This is a genomic window from Hallella colorans (genome assembly GCF_003096815.1).
Taxonomy (GTDB): Bacteria; Bacteroidota; Bacteroidia; order Bacteroidales; family Bacteroidaceae; genus Prevotella; species Prevotella colorans.
This window is the reverse complement of record NZ_QENY01000006.1, coordinates 17416-40043: the sequence shown is the minus strand read 5'-3', so window position 1 is coordinate 40043 and position 22628 is coordinate 17416. Positions and strand designations below refer to the sequence as shown.

Sequence of the window (22628 nt, the reverse complement as noted above, 5' to 3'; positions counted from 1 at the left end):
ATGAAAAAACACGTGTACCTATCATTAGGGCACCTTTAATCTTATAAATCGACAACAATGAAAACCGACAGTCAGATCGCCCACGAGGCGAAATTGCTACCCATTGAGCGCGTTGCAGAGCGCGTTGACATTCCTGTGGACGCTTTAGACCACTATGGAAAGTATGTGGCCAAAGTGCCTTACACACTTATTGACGAAGAAAAAGTGAAACGATCCAATCTCATTCTCGTAACTGCTATCACGCCACAAAAAGCTGGTGTGGGCAAAACCACGGTGAGCATAGGATTGGGTCTTGGCTTGAACCGTATAGGAAAGAAGGCGGTTATTGCCCTGAGAGAGCCTTCTATGGGGCCTTGTTTTGGTATGAAAGGAGGCGCGGCAGGTGGTGGTTACGCCCAAGTAGTGCCTATGGAGAAGATAAACCTGCACTTCACGAGCGATTTTCATGCGGTCACGGCAGCCAATAATCTTATTGCAGCATTGTTGGACAATTACGAATACCAACACCAGAAAGATGGATTTGGCCTTAAAGAGAAAACTTGGCGACGTGTGCTCGACGTTAACGACCGCTCCCTTCGCGACGTGGTCACAGGCGTGGGTGGCCATGCCAATGGTTTGATTAGCGAGACAGGGTTCGACATTACGCCCGCTTCGGAAATTATGGCTATACTCTGTTTGGCCAAGGATGAGACCGATCTACGCGAGCGTATCGACAATATACTGCTTGGCACAACCCTTGACGGCAAGCCGTTTCGGGTGCGCGACATGGGCGTAGCGGGTGCCATAACAGCTATTTTGCATGAGAGTATCAACCCCAACCTTGTGCAGACCACTGAGAACACGCCTTGTTTTATTCATGGTGGACCTTTTGCTAACATCGCGCACGGCTGCAATAGCATCATAGCCACCAAGGCAGCTATGACCTTTGGCGATTATGCTATCACGGAGGCAGGCTTCGGTGCAGACCTCGGTGCAGAGAAATTTTTCGATATCAAGTGCCGAAAAGCTGGCTTACAACCTAAGTTATCAGTACTCGTGGTAACTTTGCAGGCACTGAAAATGCACGGTGGCGTGACACAAGACAATCTTGTAGCACCTAATGAGAGCGCACTTATTGATGGTTTGGCTAATATGGACAAGCACATAGAAAACCTGCGTCGCTTTGGTCAAACAGTCTTGGTGTGTCTTAACCGGTTTGCCACCGACATAGAGAGTGAGCTTGAAATCGTGCGCAATCATTGCGAAAAACTGAATGTGCCTTTTGCCATCAATACCGCTTATACAGATGGCGGCGTTGGTGCCGAGAACTTGGCACGTCTTGTGGTGAAGACCATTGACGAGCATCCGTCCAAGCAATTACATTACGTCTACGAAGAGAACGACACCATTCAGGATAAGATTGAAAAAATAGCTAAGGGCATCTATGGTGCAGTACGAGTTGTAATCAAACCATCGGCCATGCGCAAACTGCGTACCATAGAGGGTGGCGAGTTCAGCCACTACCCAGTCTGCATAGCCAAAACCCAATACTCTTTCTCTGATGATGCTAAGGCTTATGGTGTACCGACAGGATTTGACATAACCATTCGCGACTTTGTCATCAATGCGGGCGCTCAGATGATAGTGGCTATTGCAGGTGAGATTATGCGTATGCCAGGCCTGCCCAAGTCGCCGCAAGCTGAGCGCATAGACATTGACGATGGATTTATCCAAGGACTGTCATAATTCACACACCTCTCATTTAAGCTTATTGCTATTATCTACCACATAGACAAATGGCAAGAGAGATCAAAAAAGGCAGGATGCGCCACGCACCCTGCCTTTTGCTATATATAGTGGATAGGACGTAAATATCCATTTTTTGCTGTTTTTCACACTAAAAAAATAACCCTTAAATTTTTGGCAACATTAAGGGTTGTCTGTTATTTGAAGTTCATGGGCAATATGATGACAAACTTATCCTCCGTCATATATGGTAGTGGCATATTCCTAAACAAAGTGATTATTAATGAGTTTACTGATGCAATAATCAAAAATTATCAATACAAACTAAACGCAAAACCAAGAAAGAAGTTAGAGCTCAGAACGCCGCTTGAACCTTTTTTCTTAATTTGTCAAACATAGTTGTATTTTGGAGTTGAATTTTTCATTGTTAAAAAAGAATGAAATAATTTGCAAATGTGACAAAAACTTCTTACCTTTGCACACGCTTATAAAAGATAAGTATATAAATAATGATCCGTTAGCTCAGTTGGTAGAGCACAACACTTTTAATGTTGGGGTCTTGGGTTCGAGCCCCAAACGGATCACTTGATGGCCCATGCGGGTCACAAAGTACTAAAAAGAGGATTTCAGCAATGAAGTCCTCTTTTCCGTTTATACAAGCCACTTGTTAGCTAAATAGCACATTTAGAGGAGTTATGGCTCAGTAGAAAAAGTATGGAGTTTCATTTTGCTATTGAGATTAACCCACAATAAATGCCCGTATTTTTTTTGAAGAGATACTCGCCCTGTACAACATAGGAGGGGCGAATGGTGAGTGTGTACGCTTCGAGATGGCGACAGAATGTTTGCGCATTTTCGTTTTTTCTCTTTAAAACCCTGCTTGTCCCGAACGCATTTTTTGAAAAATTAGAAATAGTCAATTATTTGAACAAATAACCCTCTCAAATTCGCTTATTTAAAAATAAGTTTGCCATCGTCCGAAATACGCGAAATCTGCGACGGTCTGTAAATTGCTGACATTCAGCATCTTTTAAAAAACAGCCTTTATTCTCCTATTTTGTGGTCTGCGGTTGAGTATCAAATGGCATGATGATAAGGTTGTAATCGCAGTGTGATTGAGGCTCTTCCGCGCTGCCAATAAGGCCTAATCATGCTACGAGCAAGCACCAATCGCGGCACTCTTATGATTTTTGGTAATGCTCGACTTTGTTTTGACAAAAAAAGATAGCCCTTTTTGCTCTGGATGACTCGAAAATAATGATCAAAAAACAGTAATTATATTTTACAAAATGAAGACTAAGGAGTGAAGGGTGAAGAATGGGGAGCAAAGAATGAATGAAGACAACTACACCGGATTCAAGAAGCGTCTGAGTGCAGTAGAAACTTACACGTATGAACTTTTATGCCTACATCATATCTTCCTGTTTTTAATCCTGTTTGCGATTATACATGGTTGCCACAATCGTAGGGGAACCTACGGTGCTCCCAAAAGTAAATGCCTACTGAGCCTTTAGCTCCCCCATTAAATATCAGCTGAGCCGATTAACCACCTGCCCACAATGAAAAACAATCATGAACAGAATCAACAATATCGCTATCGAAGAGGCAATGAGTGTAAATGACCATAAGTCATCGTTCGATGACAATGTTAGCAAAGTGTCTAATAGAGCTTGATTTTAGAATGGAGAAAGTGTTGTGATTTGCTTAAATTTCTTACCTTTGTAGGTGCATAAACAACGAGAATGTTCGGGTGGTTGTTTTTTAATTAGTTGTGATTTGCTTAAAATTTCTTACCTTTGTAGGTGCATAAACAACACACGGTACAAAGGTTACTTTTGGAATAAGGTTGTGATTTGCTTAAAATTTCTTACCTTTGTAGGTGCATAAACAACACCTCTATGTCACACCCCCCTATTGTTGTGGTTGTGATTTGCTTAAAATTTCTTACCTTTGTAGGTGCATAAACAACTCACGGCTATTTTGTGCCGCTCGGTAACGGTTGTGATTTGCTTAAAATTTCTTACCTTTGTAGGTGCATAAACAACCGAGACAGCATTCGTGTGCCCTACCCTGTGGTTGTGATTTGCTTAAAATTTCTTACCTTTGTAGGTGCATAAACAACTTTGGCGCTACAACAAGCTGTTTATCAAGCTATTGTAAGGATATTAGAGAAAAATAAAAATGCTACTACAAACACAAATCCCATTCATACAGAATGGGATTTTTTCGTGTACTAAACCGTACGATACAGTGATATGAAAGGACAGCAATAATAAGCTATTAAAGGGCGGTTCTATAAATTACCACCGTAAAGTTTTATTTATGTTGGACGGTTTACGTTTTGTCATCTTGCGGTCTCTTTTCGTGGTCAATTTGCTTGTTCGTTCAGTCGTATAGCTCGCTATGCTCCTTCACTCACAAACAAATTGACCACAAAAATAGTCTCGCAATCTGTCAAAGCTAATTTATAGAACCGCCCTAAAATAATTCTAACTGCTGGTAAGGAGCGTTAGGAGCCTTCTGCTTTTTGCAATAAAACAACTCAATAGCGGCAAATTGCTTATCGGTTATGCACAACAAACCAACTTTTCCTGTGTTAGGAAGATTGTCATGAATATGCTTTTTGTGAACTTCTGCATTTTCCATACTTGAACAATGACGAACATAGATAGAAAACTGGAACATTGTAAAGCCATCTTTTATCAGAAATTTTCTAAAATCGATATAGGTTTCCTTTTCCTTTTTCGTTTCGGTAGGCAAATCGAAGAATACAAGTATCCACATAACACGATATTCGCTAAGTCTGTCTAAAGGCATAATAGATGATATGAAAAAAGGTAATTATGTAACTTCGGGGTATAATATAGCTTTATACTCCCCTGAAAAACACTTGTAAAGTGATGCAGTAGTTTGTTGTGCAGCAATCATAAGTGGGCTACGCTTACCTTTAATAATAACATCAATCGCAGGAATGCCTAACAATCTAAACTTAATATCTTTTGTAAGCTGATCAATGCTATCTTCTTGATGCATAATGTCTATTACCATTTTGTCTACATACGGACGATAAGGTTCCATTATATCATCGGCTAAGCAATAAGCATTATATACTTATTATGGTGATGAATGCCTAAGGTAGGTAAAAGTCCGCTACCTACCAAAGCTCTTGCTATAACAGCCCTTAATATGGCATAACCATAATTGAGCAAGTTATTAGGAGGAACTCCTTCTCTTTCTCTTGTAAATAGCGGAACCGAAGGAAAGATGTTTTTCCAATAATAAGCGGCTGCTCTTGCCTCCAGGTTATCAGGATCGCCACTTCGTACATTGTTAGCCCAAACCCGCATACATTTAGTTTCTGCTTCGGTGTTATGGCGAAGTATAGCCTCTTGGTTAAGGATTTTTTGCTTCGTAGTTTGCTGCCACAATTGTTTACGCAATGGCAACGAAGCGTCTAACTGATGTCTAAAACGTTCGTTTTGCAGCGTATTACCCGACAAAGGTAATTGCAGCCCTACTGGCAAGCCTTTTGCGTCGCACGTTATAACAGCAACATTGTTAGCCAAAAGAGCTTGCATGACACCTGTGGTAATGGTAATACGTAGGCTATTGAGCACCACTACTCCAATATCTTCTATTGGAATAGTGCGCTCAGCTTCTTGTAATAATGGCTTTGGCAAATCTTTTTGGCTTACAACCTCTGGTATATGGATAAGCAATTGCTCGTTTCGCAAGCTAAGGTAAGCCGCATTGTTAAAGCAAAGCGTTTTCTTTATCATACATTTATTTTATTACATTTAAGATATTACCCAATCTGTCTACCTTTAATTTCCAACATACCTCTTTAATGCATTCATCTGTTATAGCTTTTTCCATTTTGTTAAGAGACTGGAGTTCTACCTTATCAACTATCACTTTAGCAAAAGTAGATGGAACAAAATAACAACTATATCCAGTAGAACTAACCATCTTATAAATCCTTGTTTTATCAATCTGGCATGTTCCCATTATCCGTTCTTCTTCAGTGGGGACGTAGACTAAATCGTTTGGCGATAGATAAAACTTCAGTGCCGCACCTTTTTCGTTATATTCAGGAACTGGTGAAAGCTTTTGCTTCTGTCGTTCTATCGCTTCTCTTAACGGCACAGAGTAATAATACCTCTTACCTTCTTCATCTTCATAAATAGCAAAAAAGAGATTAGTACCTTTATCAGCTTCTACATATTTCTTAGTTTTAGCTCCTCTTTCCCCCACTTGATATTTAGTACCGAGCGTTTCAGACAGTCGCACATTCTTAATAGGTTTGTGAGCTTTACCATTATTATATAGCTCGATGTTGTTATTCATCTCTTGTATAGCCTCAGGAGCGAAAGCTACTAAAGCATCTCCCCCTTTGCTTTCTAAGTAGTTAAGCAAAATAGTTTGTATACCTGTATCCGTAATAGATGCAATTTTCTTTTTGTCAAATGATGTATCTAATGGTTTGCGTACAGCTACCATAGGAGTTTTGTTATCACTACTTATCCATACTTCAACTTTTGACATATCTTGTCGGTTCCATTTATAATTCAAACTCTTAAAATGGGCAACTAATTGTGTTTTGTTAAAATGCTTATCAACCAAATCGTTGACATAAGCTCTTAACTGTGCGTTGCATATAGCAGATATATTATCTAAGGCTTTATCAATGGGTAAAACTTCTTTCCTAATAAGATTTACTCTTCCAAACACTGTTTCTTTATGCATAGACTTGCGTATAGCCCACATATCATCGCCTTTCTGATTAAATATCATTTTCTTTCCATTCTTGTCGTAGCGTTGATACCTATTAGTAGCCCTATTAATTATTCTTACATTGTTTTTAAAACTAACTACAATATCATTTAGTGCTTTTAAGGCATCTTGTGTAAAGGTATCCCATGGCTTGTTAATAATCCTGTTTTTATCACATAACAATTGTCGTAAGTCTTCTCTTTGCTTAGGGCTGTTAGCATTTGCATTGCTAATATAGTTTACCATGTTTCGCGTAGTGCAGGCTATAACAAGGGCGTCCATAGCATGGTGCCTATGATCGATACGTTTCTTTTTAAATCCCTTTTCATATTCTAACGGCACATTGGTTTGAAAATATCTTTTACCATTTTCTTCTTTCATCTCTCCAAAATCATTTGTTCCAGACAACTTGTTGAGCCTTTCAAACCTTGGCGTAACTATCTTATTCCATACATCTTTAAGCCCCCAATCATTTTTCAGCCTATCAGTAACAGAGCCAGATGAAGGTAATAAGTTCTTAGCCGTAGCCTCTTCTTCGCCTTGCTGTCTTACTACATTAGAAAGTAAAGACATAATTGTTTTTGTAATATAACGCGTATCATTAAGCTGCCTATTGCTAAAGCTCTCCGGTATATTTTCGGCTAATAAGTTATCACGCTTACGCTTGTTATGTGCATAATGCTCGTTCACAAACTGCTTATACTCTTCTGCTTTTAATATTGTTACTTCTTTGCCCAGTAGGGTACAATAAACCTTTTGTCCACCTTGTTTTTTAATAAACTCATAGCCCAACATGTTACCCTTTGCTTTGTTTACTTCTGCTTCGCAGATAACTTTATTATTAAAAGAATTATCAAAGTATCTGCTTTGTGGAATAACATGTTCTATCTCGTATGCCGTTGTAAAGAGCTTACTTAGCGAGATAGCTTTACCTGTATAAGGCGAGCAATATCTTTGTTCGAGCCACAATTTATATCTTATTAGTTCTGCATTGGTAGGGTGTTCTTTCTTTGATATTTTAATAATTTCGTCATAGTCTTTATCCTGCTTGTTGAGGTTACCTAATACAGCCTGTTCGTAAATACGCATTTTTTCTTGATGTATAGGAGATAAAGGCCTGACATCTTTGATAAAGGTATCGTTCTTCAATTCTTCTAACAGATACTTTATTCGTAAGTTAGTAGCTTCGTTATTAAGATTTCTAAGATTAGCTTCATTACGTTGCTGCGCAGTTAGCTTCATTTCACGTGCCACCTCTACGTGTATCTCATCAATATGCTTTACTGCTTTCCAAATATCATATACCACTCTAAGCGTTTCCAAAATTACTTGTTCTACAATAGGATTACGCAAAGAATGCTGCGGAAAGTCGTAAATAAATTTTAATAAATCTTCTGGAGTATCCCAACATCGTATGTCCGTAACTTCTGAATGGCGTCCATATATTACGTAAGAAGCTAAGTAAGTAGGCAGCCCTTGAAAGTCGGATACATGATGTAAAACATATCTGCTATCATCTATCTTCTCTTTTAGCTTGCTATCAATATTACCAGTTATGATTTGTTGAATACATTTCAGTGTTTTAGCATCAATGGCTTGTTCGTTCCAAGCCTTACCCATACGCATCAACGTTAAAAGTCTTTTTATAGCTTTTTCAGAGTATGCACCATAACACTTCTCAAAAGGCTTGATTTTTAGGAATGACGATACAAAGTTGTCATCATCATACAATTTACGTAAAGCCTTAGCCGACTCCTCTTTTTCTTCTACAGAATACAGCAAATGCCAAAGCCGATATTGCATGTTAGGTGTGTCATCTAACCATTGCTTATCCATACCAGCACGCTTTAGAGCCGATAATAATTCATATCTGGTTTCGTTGCAAGGATATGTTTTAGTGGCGTCTTTAATATAATTCCACTCTATAGGGAATACTTTTTCTTTATCTATCTGTACTTTCTTTATTTGGAAAAAATCCTTTAACAAGATGTCTTGCTTTATCTCCTTTCTATCATTAAGATATGTAAAGAGGTTACAATAATCTTGTGGTGTTGATAGATATTGCGCCGTTACATCTTCTCTTGTAACGACATCAGATAATCGTAGATTGTGAATAAATTGCCATAACCTAAACTCTTGATAATACGGATTTGATATAGCTATACACTTAATAGGCATTTCTTTTACCTCACCAGTTTCTTTATCCACAAACTCATAGCTCTCATATTTACAGTTAGCTATAAGCGACTTTTTGCTCTTAAGTGGGCGTTGGTAGAAAATTATATCGTCTACTAACAGATGTATCATGTCGCTCTTTATCACTTCATTGTAGTGCACATCGTTATGGGCATATAACTCTTTTGCACAACTCTCAAGCAAATTCTGATTATGCAACTCATCATGATATTTAGCTTGCTGCTGAAATATCTCTATTAACTCTTTTTTATAATACTTGCGCTCTATAGTTCTTACTAAGTTTCCCCGTATCTTGTCAGCAGGTTTACTAAGTATATTATCGTAAATAAATGCGCCCACTGTCTTGCCCGATGATAGTAATTGGCTTTCTGTGCGTTTTTTTACCAATCCCCAATCGTCCTTTTTGGGTAGTCTGTATGACGGATTTTGCTTACCACTATCAAAAATCTTTGGCGTTTTACCATCTTTTTCGTAAGTAGTTACAACTATAAGTTGTAATGTTTTACCAACCCAATCATATAAAGGTATGTCACTCTTTCTTTTATATATACCGCCATCTTCTAAATGTATGTTATACCAAATACCATTACCCTTTTGTTCTTCGTCAGCATCTACACTTATCACCTTTAATACTTTGTATTCCTCTTTCTTAGTAGGCTGTTCTTCTTCCTCGCCACGTAATTGGTAATAACCTCGTTTGGTATTAAAATTGAGTAATATCCATGCCAATTCTTCTTTACTAATAACCTGTGTAAGGGCCTTTTTACGCAGATAATAAATAGTCCAGTCTATAGGAACTTTCTTTCCATTAGCTATTAATTGAGGTTGATGTTTGGCAAAGTCGGATAACATTTCATGAAATGAGTCCATAAACACAAATTCCATCTTCCCCATTTCATTTTTATTCTGCCTCCATGCTAATTTTGGTTCGCTGTCATCTATAAACTTTCCGTAGGTTTTATTGTCAGTCTTATCCCAACCCAATAACTGATCAAAATGAGTAGGTAAAAAGTTCATTATATGTAATACTCGGCACAAACGTTCACGGCGTAACACATGACGTTCTATAAGACGTCTTTTACCTCTATATAGAGTACGTTGCTTCGTTTGGGAAACAGTATCACCTTTCTCAAAATTTCCTAATATATCTTGACTCATAGGTATTATTCTACTACCCATTTTTATACTTCCAATAGGGTTTCCATTCTCTTCTGCCTTTATTAAAGCCCAGCCTACACTGTTAGAGCCAAGATCTAATCCTAAAATATTTTTCATATTTTATTACTATTATTTGTTTATTTAATTTTTTTTCTACATTTGCAACAAGATATTTTAAGCAAATCACAATAAGGATTATTCCGTTGTGAAAACATTTCAGGTGGGGATTCTTGTAATTCTCACCTTTTTTTGTACTTTATTGCTATATTTATATGACATCTTTTTGGCCAGTCCTATAACCCAGTTGCAAGTCTTCTTTTCTTATGCACATAATTTCATAAATATTTATTACTAAAGTTTCCCACCCTAATAAATAGACAGAAAAATAACAATTTGTCGAATTGTCTTTGTAAATTAGTAATCGCTAAAGAGCTGATACTAAAGGCAAAATAACAAAACTATTATTGAAACAAAAATAGAGAAAATAAGTGAGTTATCCAAACTTTTGAGTGTTAAAAACCGCATGAGTGATGATTTATTTCATCTTTTTTGGCAAGTTTGGCATCGGTCACCTGTTATCTCGCCTGTCATTGGAGAAACGTGACGGAGTTTCCGCTTCGGAGTTGATTCTTTCTCTTTGCCTCTTCCGCATTGTGGGTCAGAGCATCCACGGCATATGCAAACATAAGTTACTATGTTTGCAAAGGCTAACACACTGAGACAAGTCGGATGCCGCTCTTCGGAGGCTTCTCGCCTCCGGCCGCATGGCAAACCACCGCGGTGTTTTTCATAGTCTGCAAGGAAAAAGTTGGTACGATAATAATTGGATTGTATATTTGTAGTGCAAACGACAAATGACAAACAATTAGAACCGTACCGATATGCAAAGAAACAAAATTTCCTTCAAAGGACAAAAGATTTACATCGGAATTGATGTGCATGCAAAAACTTGGGAGGTCTGTGTGCTGACCGAGTCGGGTTACAAAGAGAGGCACCCGCAGCAAGCCTCCGCAAAGACGCTCTTTGACTTTTTGAAGAAGCATTTCCCTGATGGCGAGTACCATGCCGTGTATGAGTCAGGCTTCAGTGGTTTTTCCACATACTACGCCCTCAAGGAGTACGGCATCGACTGTGTCGTGACCCATGCCGCGGATGTTCCGACTACCCAGTACGAGGAGGTGATGAAGACCGACAAGGTAGATGCAGCCAAACTTGCGCGCAGGTGACATCCGTCCCATATACATCCGTGAGAAAGAGAATATCGATGACAGGTCAGTCATCCGCATAAGGAAGACCATACAGAAACAACTCTCTGGCTACAAGGCAAGGGTGAAGCACCTGCTGCACTGCAATGGCGTGGAGATACCCGAGCGGTTCGCAAGACCGGGGACGCACTGGTCAAGGGCTTTCATCAAATGGCTCAAGGAGGATGTCGTGCTACTTTCCTCCTCAAGATTGTCGTTGGACTTGCTCGTCAAGCAGGTGGAGACGATACGCCAGACACTCTTGGACGCGACAAAATCCATACGAATGCTTGCGCAGACCGACAGGTACAGGAACAATTACGAGCTTCTGATGTCGATACCCGGCATAGGTGTAAGTGTAGCCATGTGCATACTGACAGAAATCTACGATGTGAAGAGATTCCGTAACGAGAACCAGTTCGCCAGTTATCTCGGCCTGATACCGACCTGTCATAACAGTGGAGAGAAAACCGCAAGCGGAGAGAAGACCTTCCGTGGCAACAAGTATCTCGGACCGATGATCATAGAGGCTGCATGGATAGCCATCTACAGAGATTACGGACTGGGAATGGCCTATGCTAGATACAAGCAGTCCATGAAACCGCAGGAGGCCATAGTCAAAATAGCCAGAAAGATGTCCAACATCATTTTCTCGGTACTCAAGAACAGTAGGAAATATGAGCCATACAGATGGGATAAAGAATAACATACAGACTTTCGGACAACTTCATAAAACGACTCCTTTTCATAATTGATGGACCTTCGGGTGTCATCTCCGATAAGATTGTTGCGTTTTATCTATATTCTGAAGAAGTAAATTGTTGGGCGGATACGTCCGTGTCAACTCATAGAAGTTTGTCTGATAGGTCTGTTGTTCGTAGCCTTTCCATACCCGGTGTTCCCATGCCGGGCTGGTGGCTGTTGCTTCTTCTAAAGTCATCGTACTAATAAACTTCACGCTAAGTGATTGATAATGAATAGTTAATAAATTACAAATATTTTCCAATTATTTGGAAAGCAACATAGAAGATATGAAGTAACACGGGCTATGTTTCACCTTAGCGACCACAGTTGTGGTTTGATGTAGAATCAAGATATAAAGCAACTTCAGTGAACGTAGCGTAGTACTCATATATGTTGTGGTTTAATGTAGAATCAAGATACAAAGCAATTAAAGATCTCCCGATAATTCATAAAAAAAACATTAGAACGTAAGTTCCAAAACGAAGTGCAATAAAAGAGTCCCCTCGCCGAGAGATGCAGACGTTCTCGAAGCGTAGCGAGAGGTTGTCTGCATCTCTCGGCGAGGAAAAAAACAACCAGCAATACAAATAAAAAAAAGGAGACCGCAGTCTCCCAAAGATTAACTAACTTTGTATTGCAAATGTATCATCAATTAACCTCGGAGCAAAGGTCGCAAATTTTCGCCTTACTCCAAAAGAAAACAGCGAGAAAAGAAATTGCCCGCATTGTGGGCACGAGTGAAGCTACGATCAGTCGTGAGCTAAAGAAAAACAGCACGCCATCGGGAAACTATATCTGGACGAAGGCGCACGATATGGCCATGCAGCAATAGAAGAATACACGAAAGAATTACGAGTGTTATACAATGCGATAGCAAAAGCCGCTGACGATGAAATCGTTATTGCAGACGGTGAAGTGTACGTTGAGACTATCAAGGAAAAAACAATGCAATATAGTTACGACACAAAGAACTATGTGGTTGGGCTTATTAACAATAACGAATATTAAAAGCAACAACGGCACTCGCCCACTCGGTGAGTGCCATTAAAACGAAGTCATGATGACAAAGACAGAAGAACTCGTTATCGAACTTTACAAAAAGAAAACACCCATTACAAAGATTGTCGCTGCTACTGGCGTATCAGTCAACAGAGTGTACAGCATTTTGTCTGAATGTGACATACCTCTTCATAGCGGGCAGAAGGCATTCAGACGCACGATTGCGTTTGATGCAGAAGCAGAAAAGCTGCTACAACAGGCAAACCCTGCTAATATATCCGCATGGGTGTGCGAGCAAATCAAGGAGAATAATAAATAATAGCGAGATGAATGTAACTGGTATTTGTCTTCAAATAATAGTAGTTATGTTATCTCGCTACCTTATTTTAACCAGTTTCGGCGCATACGGCGTTCAATCCTTGTTTGTAGTAACTTGTATGCCTGCAAGATTATCGAGTATCATACGGAAAGCTACGTCCGCATGCTTTCGCATTATCTTCAGATAGTTAAAGATAGGGCGATTGCTCTTGACCGACATGTCTATCTCTTGCTCCGGGTCTGCTGGTCGTTTCCAGTATGTGAATGGATGTACGTCATAGGTAACGAGTTGCATTCTAATGGCTCGGTTTATGATTGTACGTGTCATTGAAAGAGTCATGCTGATATATGTTTGCGATACTGCTTTTCGTTTGAGCCAGCGTTCAAATTCTGATATGGTAATAGTACTAATCTCAGAAAGGTATATGTCGCCGTTCGTAAAATCTAAGAAGAGCCTCAATGAGTTTTTGAGCACACCTGCGTAAGAGCCACGACCATCCTCTGTTAGTTCTATCTGATAATGTTCAGATACTTGTTTGAATGTCACTTTAGAAGAGTGCGAACGCATTGATTTTAGAAGGTCTCGAAGTTCCTTGCAGGTGTAGTCATCTGGAGAGTCTATGCGCTGCAATCTCTCTTCATAGTCATTAAGGAGGTTGCGGAGTTTAATATTTATTTCGTGTGCGTTCGGAACTCTTATCACAATACCATTATCGAACTCTGAAAAGGCGGTGACGGAATAAGGTGTAACGATATAATGCGTCTCAGACCTGTGACCAATGGAAATACGAATTTTATATGAGCCATTTTTTGTCTTTGTATGCTTTAGCACTGCGAGTTTTATTGTTGCCATTATGCTTTCTTATTAAAAACGAATAGAAAAAACTTGCTCCACCGTCCAAATTTGGACAAAATAAGCGTTTTTTTATTCCAGAATAGCTTAACGGCTGTAATGCGAAAAAATGGAAAGTACCTAAAACACAGTACTATAGGGAGTTCCCAATAAGTGATTCCGTTGGAATCTTTTGTGATTCGGCTGGAATCATTTCCAATATTCTTGCATTTTGATATAATTGGATATACGACAATGCGTTAAACTGTTTTGCTAAACTTTCACTTTGCAGTTGTTTTTGTGGTGGTAACACACCAGTAACACATTGTGTATATGACCCAACAAGAATCATTAGCACATATTCTATTGAGGATGTTTTTAACTTGGTCAAAGAGCTACACAACCATATTTTATATCGAAGTGTTTGAGGGACAAGGTGCATCAAAAATTAAAAAACTTAGCATAACACCTACTCCATCTAAATAACGAAACAAAGATAGCTATTTTTCTTGAATATGACAACTAAACTCATAAAAGATTCAATCAAAGAATACAAAAATAATCATTGAATGACAATAAAGAGCATCAACAATTAAGGTAGGTTCTATTAATTCATATATTAACGTGGGGTTGAGATACGATTTATCATAGCAGAAGAGGTATTCGCCACCATCTTCAGTCAGGATGCCAGCAAGGATTCCCTTTCGATATATCTCAGCTTGTCTCATTGTTTCTTGATAACCGTTAATTCGTAATCAAACCTCTCACGCTCCCATGGGGCTCGTCCTGAATTTTTCCAGAGGTGTTTTTGTATTTTATTCTATTTTTAAAGTCTTTGTAACTTCTGCTGACTATCTTTGTGCCATTTATCAACCATTCAAGCATGAAGAGCTCAAAGAAACTTTCCCTTGTCCATGGGGTACAGCGGCTGGCCTACCTCCTCCTCTTGTCCGCATGCCTACTCGCCTGTTCGTCTGAGGAGAACGGTACAATGCCTGGCACACCCCTTTCTTTCACGACACTGGTCTATATGATGGCCGACAACTCCATGGATTCACAGGTGGACTATGCGGTCGGTCAGCTCAAGCAGGGAATGAAAAGCAAGGATGTGGGCAACACAGTGGTCTATCTCGACCGACAGGATGCTTCACCACGGCTGTTCCGCATTTCAAGGCAGGGAGAAGAAATACCCCTTAAAGACTATCCAGAAGAGAACTCGGCCAAGGCGGAAACGCTGGTGCGTGTCATTGGTGAGACTAAGCAGCTTGTCCCTGCCGACCATTTCGGGCTTGTGCTGTGGGGACATGCCACGGGATGGCTGCCGGGAGGCTATTCGCACGACATCATGCAGGTCAGCGTTCCTTCACGGCAAAATCTCAACACCCGATATATGGGCCTTGACGGCACGCCCAACGAGGCAACCACCTCTCCATTGATAGAGATAGACGCCCTGGCCAAGTTGCTGCCCGACCACGTGGCTGACTACATTTGGTTCGATGCCTGTCTAATGGCGAATGTCGAGACGTTCTACCAGCTGCGCCACAAGTGCCAGTACCTCATCGGGTCGCCCACGGTAGTACTTGCCGAAGCCCAGTACGACGTTTCGGGCATTCCCTATGCCAAGGTGCTGCCTTTTCTGTTCGGTGGAAAGGATGCTTTGGTGCAGGCCTGCAAGACCTATTATCGCCACTATGAGGGAAAGAAATACAGCAATATGCGCTCTGCCACGATTACACTGGTTGATGCGTCCAAGATGGATGCCCTCCACCAGAATGTGAACGTCCTCTTGAAGAACAGGCTGTCCGGCGTGGAGACGATGGACACCCGCACCCTGCAAGCCTACCATCGCGACAATGATCCACACGTCTTTTTCGACCTGGCTGACATGGTTCATCAGTCAGCGGACCAAGCCACTTCGGCATTCGACAAAGCTCTGTCCGATGCGGTGCTCTACAAGGCCGCCACCAACAAGTTACTTGATCAACTTACGCTCGTCCCCAGCCACTGCTGTGGGCTGAGTGTTTATGTCCCTTTGAAACAATGGAACGCTACCAAAGAATACAAGTATTATTTCAAGGAAATGGAGTGGAGCGAAGTTTACGGTCGTGTCACTCCGTAAACATCAGCAGGGCTAAGAGCATGTAGCCACCTTGAATCAGAGCAAGGCGGATATTCCTGCGCATGAGGCTATATTTCTTATAGACAGTGGCTTCCGTATAGCCTACCATCCTGCCCACTTCACGAGCAGGGCAGCCTTCCGCCATTTTGCGGAACACGATTTGTTCCCTTTTTCTGTATCTATTCAATACTTTAGAGACGATGGATTCAATCTCCCGACTGGCTATGCCACCTGAGGCATCCGCCGACTCATCCTCCATGCTGTTCACGGCGACCTTAAGTTGTTCTTTATCATCCAAGGATGCCAGACCGTACTTTTTTTGCAGTGCTTCTTTTCGGTATAGGTCGATGACCTGACAGCGGGCTAAGTTCATCAGGAAACCCTTAATCCCGTCCGACGATTCGAGGTGCGTCAATTCTTCTGCTCTTTCCAGGAGGGTAAGCCACAGAGACTGCGCCATGTCGCTGGCAGCCTCCTTGCCGTGCGTCCTGCAATAATAGGTAATTAGAGTATCCTCATACCGTGTGTAAAGAGTGGAAAAAGCCTTCTGCCACCCTTCACATCTTGATGCAATCATCCGGAGCGCTTCAAGATCATCCATTTCCGTTGTCTCACCTACGATCGATCGCTGTTCATAGATTAACATGCGGCAAAGGTAGTTTGGGATTATTAAAATATCAATACAATTTTATGAATAATCTGTTATAAAAAATAGAAGCGTTCATGCGGCCCTTTCTTCTGGAAAGCCTTTAAAATAAGGACAAGAGAAAACTTAACATGATTGTAACGTGATTTGCGGTAAAGGTCACCCCTTTTCTTCGGTATTATATATAGAGGGGCATCTCATTTTTGAGTACCATTCGGACGTCATGCCTGCGCACTGGGAGCATCAATGCCCTTCATGGAAAATGAAACCAGAGTTCGGTTAAGAACTCAACATCATGATTTCCGATCGATGTAAACTAATTATGGATTGATTATGAATGAGTATATGAACGAGGAAAAGAGGAAGCACGGCAAGGAAGCCTGCGACTTCTACAATAAGTACATGGCATCGTCTTCTGACACCCCTCTCCAGGCAGATGACCTTGAAGACGACATGCCGGAAGATTCCCCGACAAGGGTCTCTCCACTGAAAGCCTGGCAAATTGAGCAATGCAAGCACATGACCCGAAAGGCACTGTCTGCTCGACTGGGCTTCAACATCGTGGGTTCACCACGGACGGCAAGGCCCAGGTTCTTTGGCATTGCAGCAGCGGTGCTGATCCTCTTCGGTGTAGGCATCATGCTCACCTGGCTTGACCTGCAGCCTGTTCCGCAGCATCGCCTACAGCAGTTGGCTCACTGTGTCACCGACACCACAATCACCCTGCCCGACGGCACGCGGGTGGATCTCCAGGCCGGTAGTTCCCTCTCCATCGCCGACGATTTTGGACGTTCTTCCCGTGTGGTCGCCCTAAGCGGGCAAGCATTCTTCGACGTCGCCACCGATTCTGCCCGCCTGTTCACCGTCGAAGCCGGGCAACTCCACGCCGTAGTTCACGGCACATCTTTTAATGTGCTCGCCCATCCTGGGCAGGCTATCAGCGAGATTACCGTGAGTAGCGGATGTGTCGAGGTGAAGAAAGCCCATGGTGGACACTCCTTCGGCCGTTATCGTCACGGCGACCAAATCGCCTACGATGCCAGGACAGCACGGGCAACGGTACATCAGGTAGACGTGGACGACATGACTGAATGGCAACGTCATGAGTTTCGCCTGACCGATGCCACGCGACAGCAGTTCTGCGACAAGATACGTCGCCACTTCGGCAAGGAGATCGTCATTCGCGACAATGCCATCGATGCCTCTGCCCGCATCAACTATTCGGCCACCGCAGCGCGTCCCACCGTGACCAACGTGATGAATGATATCTGCGTCATTTTTAATGTGCAGTATGCCGACCTGGGCAATGCCATCATCATCTCAACTCGGTAAGGGCATGCGGACGATATCAATAGCGGAGCGTGATGAATCACGCCCCTACGACAAAACAAGAATATCAATAAACAAAAACAAAACAATGAAAAAAAGGAATTACACTTTTCCCCAATCCTTTATCGCAGGGTTTCTGCTGCTGGTAGGAGGTCTGGTCGTATGGCCGTCATTACGCGCCAATGCAACATCTGCCAGTAGTATGACCACAACAGCAAACACCCCCACAGCAACAGTCAAAAGCCCAGTGGCAACAGCTGGCTATCCGAAGGAAAAACTCAGCAGCCGACTCAAGAGAATACAGCAGCAATACGGTGTAGACATCAACTACGACTCGTCCAACATGGCTACCATCAGCGTGAAGGCCTCGCGAAAAGTCAGTGTGGAGAACGATCTTGCCAATGCACTCGCCGCCACACCTTACAGCTACAGGAAAGGTGCAGGAGCCAAGTCGTACGTAGTCTATAAAGATGCCAACAAGCCACGGCTCACGCCAACCGCTCAGAGACAGGCTTCTGCTACTACAGGGCGTGGCACCATTGCGGGCACCGTGCTCGACAAGGAGGGATTCCCCGTCATCGGCGCCACCGTCATGGTGGTGGGCATGAGCGGCAAGGGAGGTGTCACCGATATCAAAGGGCACTACAAGATTACCAACCTGCCCGCCCGCTCGTTTACCGTCGAGGCCTCGTGCATCTCCTTTCAAAAGATGCGCATCTCCGATGTCAAGGTGCGCGGCGGCAAGTCCACGCCGCTCGACTTCATCCTGCAGGAGGCCACCAACGAGCTGCAGGGTGTCACCGTTACAGCGTCCTACGGCAATGCCACTACCAATGCCATGCTCGCCCAGCAGAAGAACCGCATGGCTATGAGCGACGGCATCAGTGCCGACCTTATTCGCAAGACCCCCGACAACAACGTGGCGCAGGTCTTGGGCCGCGTCTCGGGTGTCACCATCGACAAGGGTAAATATGTGGTGGTGCGCGGCATGAGCGAACGTTACAACAACGTGCAGCTCAACGGGGCCGCCCTGCCCAGCACTGAGCCCAACAAGCGCAACTTCTCTTTCGATGTCATCCCCGCCGGACTGGTGGACAAGGTGACCATCGCAAAAACCTTCACCCCCGACTTGCCCGCCGAGTTCACGGGCGGATTGGTGGAGGTCAACACGCTGTCCGTGCCCACCAAGAAGTTTCTCAACGTGAGCATCGGCACGGGTATCAATACCATTTCCACCGGCAAAACCATGGAGACGGGCATCAACTACGCCTCCGACTATCTCTTCGGCAATATCAAGGATCGCAAGTGGGCCACCGAGGACCATTCCGCCGAGGCAGCTGACGTGTACTGCAAGAACGCCGCACAGCGCAACCCCATCCAGTTTTTCAAGTACAAGGCCTTGCCGCTGCAGACCTACTCGCTCACGGCAGGCATTCCCATCACCCTGCACAACGGCCACAAGCTCGGCGCTGTGCTCGCCCTGACCTACCGCAACGAGCAGACCATCCACAACATCAAGGAGGCACGAATGATCAGCGCCGACTCCCTCTTCCGTACCAACCGAGCCTACAACTTCGTCACCGCCACCGGTGCCGTACTCAACATGGGCTGGCAGGCGCGCAACCACAAAATTACGTGGCGCAATCTCTTCAATAACCGCTTCACCCACACCACCACCGACCGATTTATCGTCACCGATTACACCGCATGGTGGACCAGAGAGCTCTACAGCAACCCGCTGCGCACGTTGATGTTCCAGACACAGATGGACGGCGAGCACAAGTTCTGGGAGGATCAGCTCATCCTCACCTGGAATGCCTCCTACAACAAGGTGAACCGCACCAACCCCAACACTGCATTGGTCGAAGCGAATATGGTAGGTGACCGCTATACGACGAATATCTTTGGCTGGAGACCTGCCAGTGGCAGCGCCAGTCAATTTGATCTTACCAGTGGTCATCTGATGTATTCCGACCTGAACGAAAGCAAGAAGACCGTAGGAGTCAACGTGGAGCATCCTTTCGAGGTGGCAGGCAACAAGCAGCGTGTCAAGGCTGGTTACATGGGTACCTTTCGCCGGTCCGACTTTTTCCAGCAGTACATCAAGCCCCACATAACAAGCCCTACCGGCCAATTACCGGATAAAGGCTTACCCCTCAACGATGCCTTCAATCCCAAATGGTTCGAACAGGGCTTTGCGGTATATTCGCCGGTCGGCATCATGGGTTCATACGCTGACTATTACGAGGGCAGCCAGGACGTGCATGCCGCCTATTTGATGGGCGATTTCACTTTCTTCAACCGTCTCCACCTCACCGCTGGCGTGCGTATGGAGGATGCCCAAACAAGCACCACCACGAGAACAGCCATCCTGACTTCTACGAGTGTTAACTGGAACGACACTACTATTTCCATTAAAAACACCGACTGGCTGCCCGCTGCCACCTTGGTCTATAACATCACGCCCACGCTCAACGCCCGCCTGGCCTTCAGCAAGACCCTTGCCCGCCCTGAGTTCCGTGAACTCACGTTCACCCCATACTATAGAGTGGAAGACCGCATGATTACCTATACAAAATTTGGAGATTACGTCAAGCAGTCCAAAATCACCAACTGGGACCTGCGCTTCGAGTGGTACCCATCCCTGGGCGAGGTGGTCTCATTGAGCCTATTCCACAAGAAGTTCAAGGATCCGGCAGAGGTCTATACCTGGCTAAGACAGGACGGTCACAACTACGACGAGATTCATGCCAATCTGCCCGAAGCCACCGCCAAGGGCATCGAGCTGAACGTGCGCAAGTCGTTAGGATTCCTGCTGCCTGGCTCCTTCCTCCGTGACCTTTGGTTCACGGGCAACTTCTCGATTATCGATGGTACAGTGAAACTCAACTACGATGAGAGCATACAGAACAGTTATAAGAATCGCAGACGCCCATTAATGGGAATGTCGCCCTACACCGTGAACGCGGGGTTGGGCTACTTCGGTAAGAAGTTTAGCGCTACAGTCAACTATGGGCGTAAAGGACGCAGTCTGCTACTATCAGCGGAGAATGACGCGTATGACATCTACGAGAATCCGCGCAATGTGCTTGACCTACAACTTGCCGCCAAGTTCCTGAAAAATCGGCTTGAGGTGAAGTTCAATGCCAGTGACCTGCTTCACGAAGACTACATCCTCTACCGCAACTGCCACGGGTACATCGATACAAGTGGCAACTGGTCGGATATTGTCGATTGGACGGACAAGGGTATGGACTATACCCCCGGTGACTGGGTCATCAGCCGCATCAACAAGGGGGTGAATCTCTCCCTGACGGTAAGTTACAACCTGTAGGGGCGTGATTTATCACGTTCCGCCACACATGATTCATCACGGTGCATCAACCGTAGGGGCGTGATTTATCACGTTCCGCCAACCGTAGGGGCGTGATTCATCACGTTCCGCCCAAACAAAACAACAACCAATGAATATATTGAATTGCAAAACATGGATTATCGATGATTCGGAACGTGATGAATCACGCCCCTACGATTGGCAATCAATACCTGCGACGGAACGTGATGAATCACGCCCCTACGATTGGCGAACGATATCTGCGACGGAACGTGATGAATCACGCCCCTACGATTGGCGAACGATATCTCATTCGGAGCGTGATGAATCACGCCCCTACAGCATGCGGCAATCACTTGCGTTTGAAATAATCGGTTGGGTTGAAATCCTTTCGCAACTGGATTTGGTGCAGCATCAGACCGATATCATCAAAATCAGTAGCCTGGGACAAATTGTTCAATTGGTCTTGTTCCCAACGTTCGGGATTCCAGAAGATATAATTTCTGACAAAATTGTACTCTCGTTCGTCTCTGATGACGCGGTCGTAATAATTGCGTTGCCACAGAGAAGAACCAGCAGTGTTGGGTGTCAGTTTGTGGTATTGATACGACGTCATCGCCTTCAGCTGGCGAATGATTTCAGGCACATAGGTATTACCCTCGTTGGTGATGATGAGATGCAGGTGGTTGGGCATGACCACCCAATCGTCTATCTCCACTTCGGAGAAACGATTGGACAACGTTTCGATGCACTGTTGCACCATACGTCCGATGTTACTCGGCGTCATCTTGCCATCCGTGATATGTCCGAAGAGGTGTTGACGATGGTAGGCTACCATCGTGATGAAATACAAACCGCAGGATGTGTAGTCATATCCTTGCCAACGAATGAATTTGCGTTTGGGCAGTCCGTCATTTTGTGTTTGGTCAGTATGCATAGCGTCATGAAGTTAATCAGTAAAACAAAAATAATGGAAAATCATCAAATATGCAAACGTAGGGGCGTGATTTATCACGTCCGTCCATGCGTGATTTATCACATTCCGCCAAACGTAGGGGCGTGATTTATCACGTCCGTCCATGCGTGATTTATCACGTTCCGCCAATCGTAAGGGCGTGATTTATCACGTTCCGCCTAAACAAAAACAACAACCAATGAATATAATGAATTGCAAAACATGGATCATCATTAATTTGGAACGTGCTCAATCA

12 protein-coding genes, 1 tRNA gene and 3 pseudogenes are annotated in these 22628 nt (G+C 43.6%); 10 read left to right on the top strand and 6 right to left on the bottom strand.

What is annotated here, in order from left to right:
- The first annotated feature begins 57 nt into the window (after positions 1–57).
- Positions 58–1725, top strand: coding sequence for a formate--tetrahydrofolate ligase (locus C7379_RS04335; RefSeq protein ID WP_116616151.1), 1668 nt, complete (start codon positions 58–60; stop codon positions 1723–1725).
- A gap of 511 nt (positions 1726–2236) precedes the next feature.
- Positions 2237–2309, top strand: a tRNA-Lys gene (locus C7379_RS04325).
- Positions 2310–4203: 1894 nt separating this feature from the next.
- Here C7379_RS04325 and cas2 read toward each other — a convergent pair.
- The 3 genes and pseudogenes from cas2 to cas9 all read right to left on the bottom strand — a co-directional run bounded on the left by cas2 (position 4204) and on the right by cas9 (position 9969).
- Complete coding sequence (cas2, locus tag C7379_RS04320) at positions 4204–4542, bottom strand: CRISPR-associated endonuclease Cas2 (protein ID WP_116616149.1); 339 nt, start codon at positions 4540–4542, stop codon at positions 4204–4206.
- Between the two features lie 24 nt (positions 4543–4566).
- Positions 4567–5504 (bottom strand): annotated as a pseudogene (gene cas1 / locus C7379_RS04315) (type II CRISPR-associated endonuclease Cas1).
- Positions 5505–5508: 4 nt separating this feature from the next.
- Positions 5509–9969, bottom strand: a complete 4461-nt coding sequence (gene cas9, locus C7379_RS04310) for a type II CRISPR RNA-guided endonuclease Cas9 (protein ID WP_116616148.1) — start codon at positions 9967–9969, stop codon at positions 5509–5511.
- Positions 9970–10315: 346 nt separating this feature from the next.
- Here cas9 and C7379_RS04305 point away from each other — a divergent pair.
- From C7379_RS04305 to C7379_RS04285, 5 genes and pseudogenes are all read left to right on the top strand, one after another.
- Positions 10316–10544, top strand: a pseudogene (locus C7379_RS04305) (IS4 family transposase); the annotation flags it as partial.
- Between the two features lie 189 nt (positions 10545–10733).
- The gene (locus C7379_RS12915; protein ID WP_243406708.1) at positions 10734–11078 is read left to right on the top strand and encodes an IS110 family transposase; all 345 of its coding nucleotides are present in this window, start codon (positions 10734–10736) and stop codon (positions 11076–11078) included.
- A complete protein-coding gene (locus C7379_RS04300; protein ID WP_243406707.1) occupies positions 11053–11802 on the top strand; it encodes a transposase in 750 nt (249 codons plus the stop codon). The genes C7379_RS12915 and C7379_RS04300 overlap by 26 nt, the downstream gene beginning before the upstream one ends.
- A gap of 678 nt (positions 11803–12480) precedes the next feature.
- Positions 12481–12669 (top strand): annotated as a pseudogene (locus tag C7379_RS04295) (helix-turn-helix domain-containing protein); the annotation flags it as partial.
- 228 nt (positions 12670–12897) lie between these two features.
- Entirely contained in the window at positions 12898–13158 is a 261-nt protein-coding gene (locus C7379_RS04285; protein ID WP_116616147.1) for a helix-turn-helix domain-containing protein, read from the top strand.
- A gap of 93 nt (positions 13159–13251) precedes the next feature.
- Here C7379_RS04285 and C7379_RS04280 read toward each other — a convergent pair whose 3' ends face one another.
- The gene (locus tag C7379_RS04280; RefSeq protein WP_116616146.1) at positions 13252–14010 is read right to left on the bottom strand and encodes a phage integrase SAM-like domain-containing protein; all 759 of its coding nucleotides are present in this window, start codon (positions 14008–14010) and stop codon (positions 13252–13254) included.
- Positions 14011–14872: 862 nt separating this feature from the next.
- Between C7379_RS04280 and C7379_RS04270 the strand changes: the two genes are divergently transcribed.
- Positions 14873–16108, top strand: a complete 1236-nt coding sequence (locus tag C7379_RS04270; protein ID WP_116616145.1) for a clostripain-related cysteine peptidase — start codon at positions 14873–14875, stop codon at positions 16106–16108.
- Here the strand turns inward: C7379_RS04270 and C7379_RS04265 are convergent.
- Entirely contained in the window at positions 16098–16685 is a 588-nt protein-coding gene (locus C7379_RS04265; protein ID WP_243406710.1) for an RNA polymerase sigma factor, read from the bottom strand. The genes C7379_RS04270 and C7379_RS04265 overlap by 11 nt on opposite strands.
- Before the next feature lie 402 nt (positions 16686–17087).
- Between C7379_RS04265 and C7379_RS04260 the strand changes: the two genes are divergently transcribed.
- Both C7379_RS04260 and C7379_RS04255 read left to right on the top strand, forming a co-directional pair.
- On the top strand, positions 17088–18086 hold the full coding sequence (locus C7379_RS04260) for a FecR family protein (protein WP_116616143.1): 999 nt from the start codon (positions 17088–17090) through the stop codon (positions 18084–18086).
- A gap of 85 nt (positions 18087–18171) precedes the next feature.
- Entirely contained in the window at positions 18172–21417 is a 3246-nt protein-coding gene (locus C7379_RS04255) for a TonB-dependent receptor (RefSeq protein ID WP_243406705.1), read from the top strand.
- A 352-nt stretch (positions 21418–21769) separates the two neighbouring features.
- Here the strand turns inward: C7379_RS04255 and C7379_RS04250 are convergent, their stop codons facing one another.
- Positions 21770–22354, bottom strand: a complete 585-nt coding sequence (locus C7379_RS04250) for an REP-associated tyrosine transposase (RefSeq protein WP_116616141.1) — start codon at positions 22352–22354, stop codon at positions 21770–21772.
- Between the last annotated feature and the right edge of the window lie 274 nt (positions 22355–22628).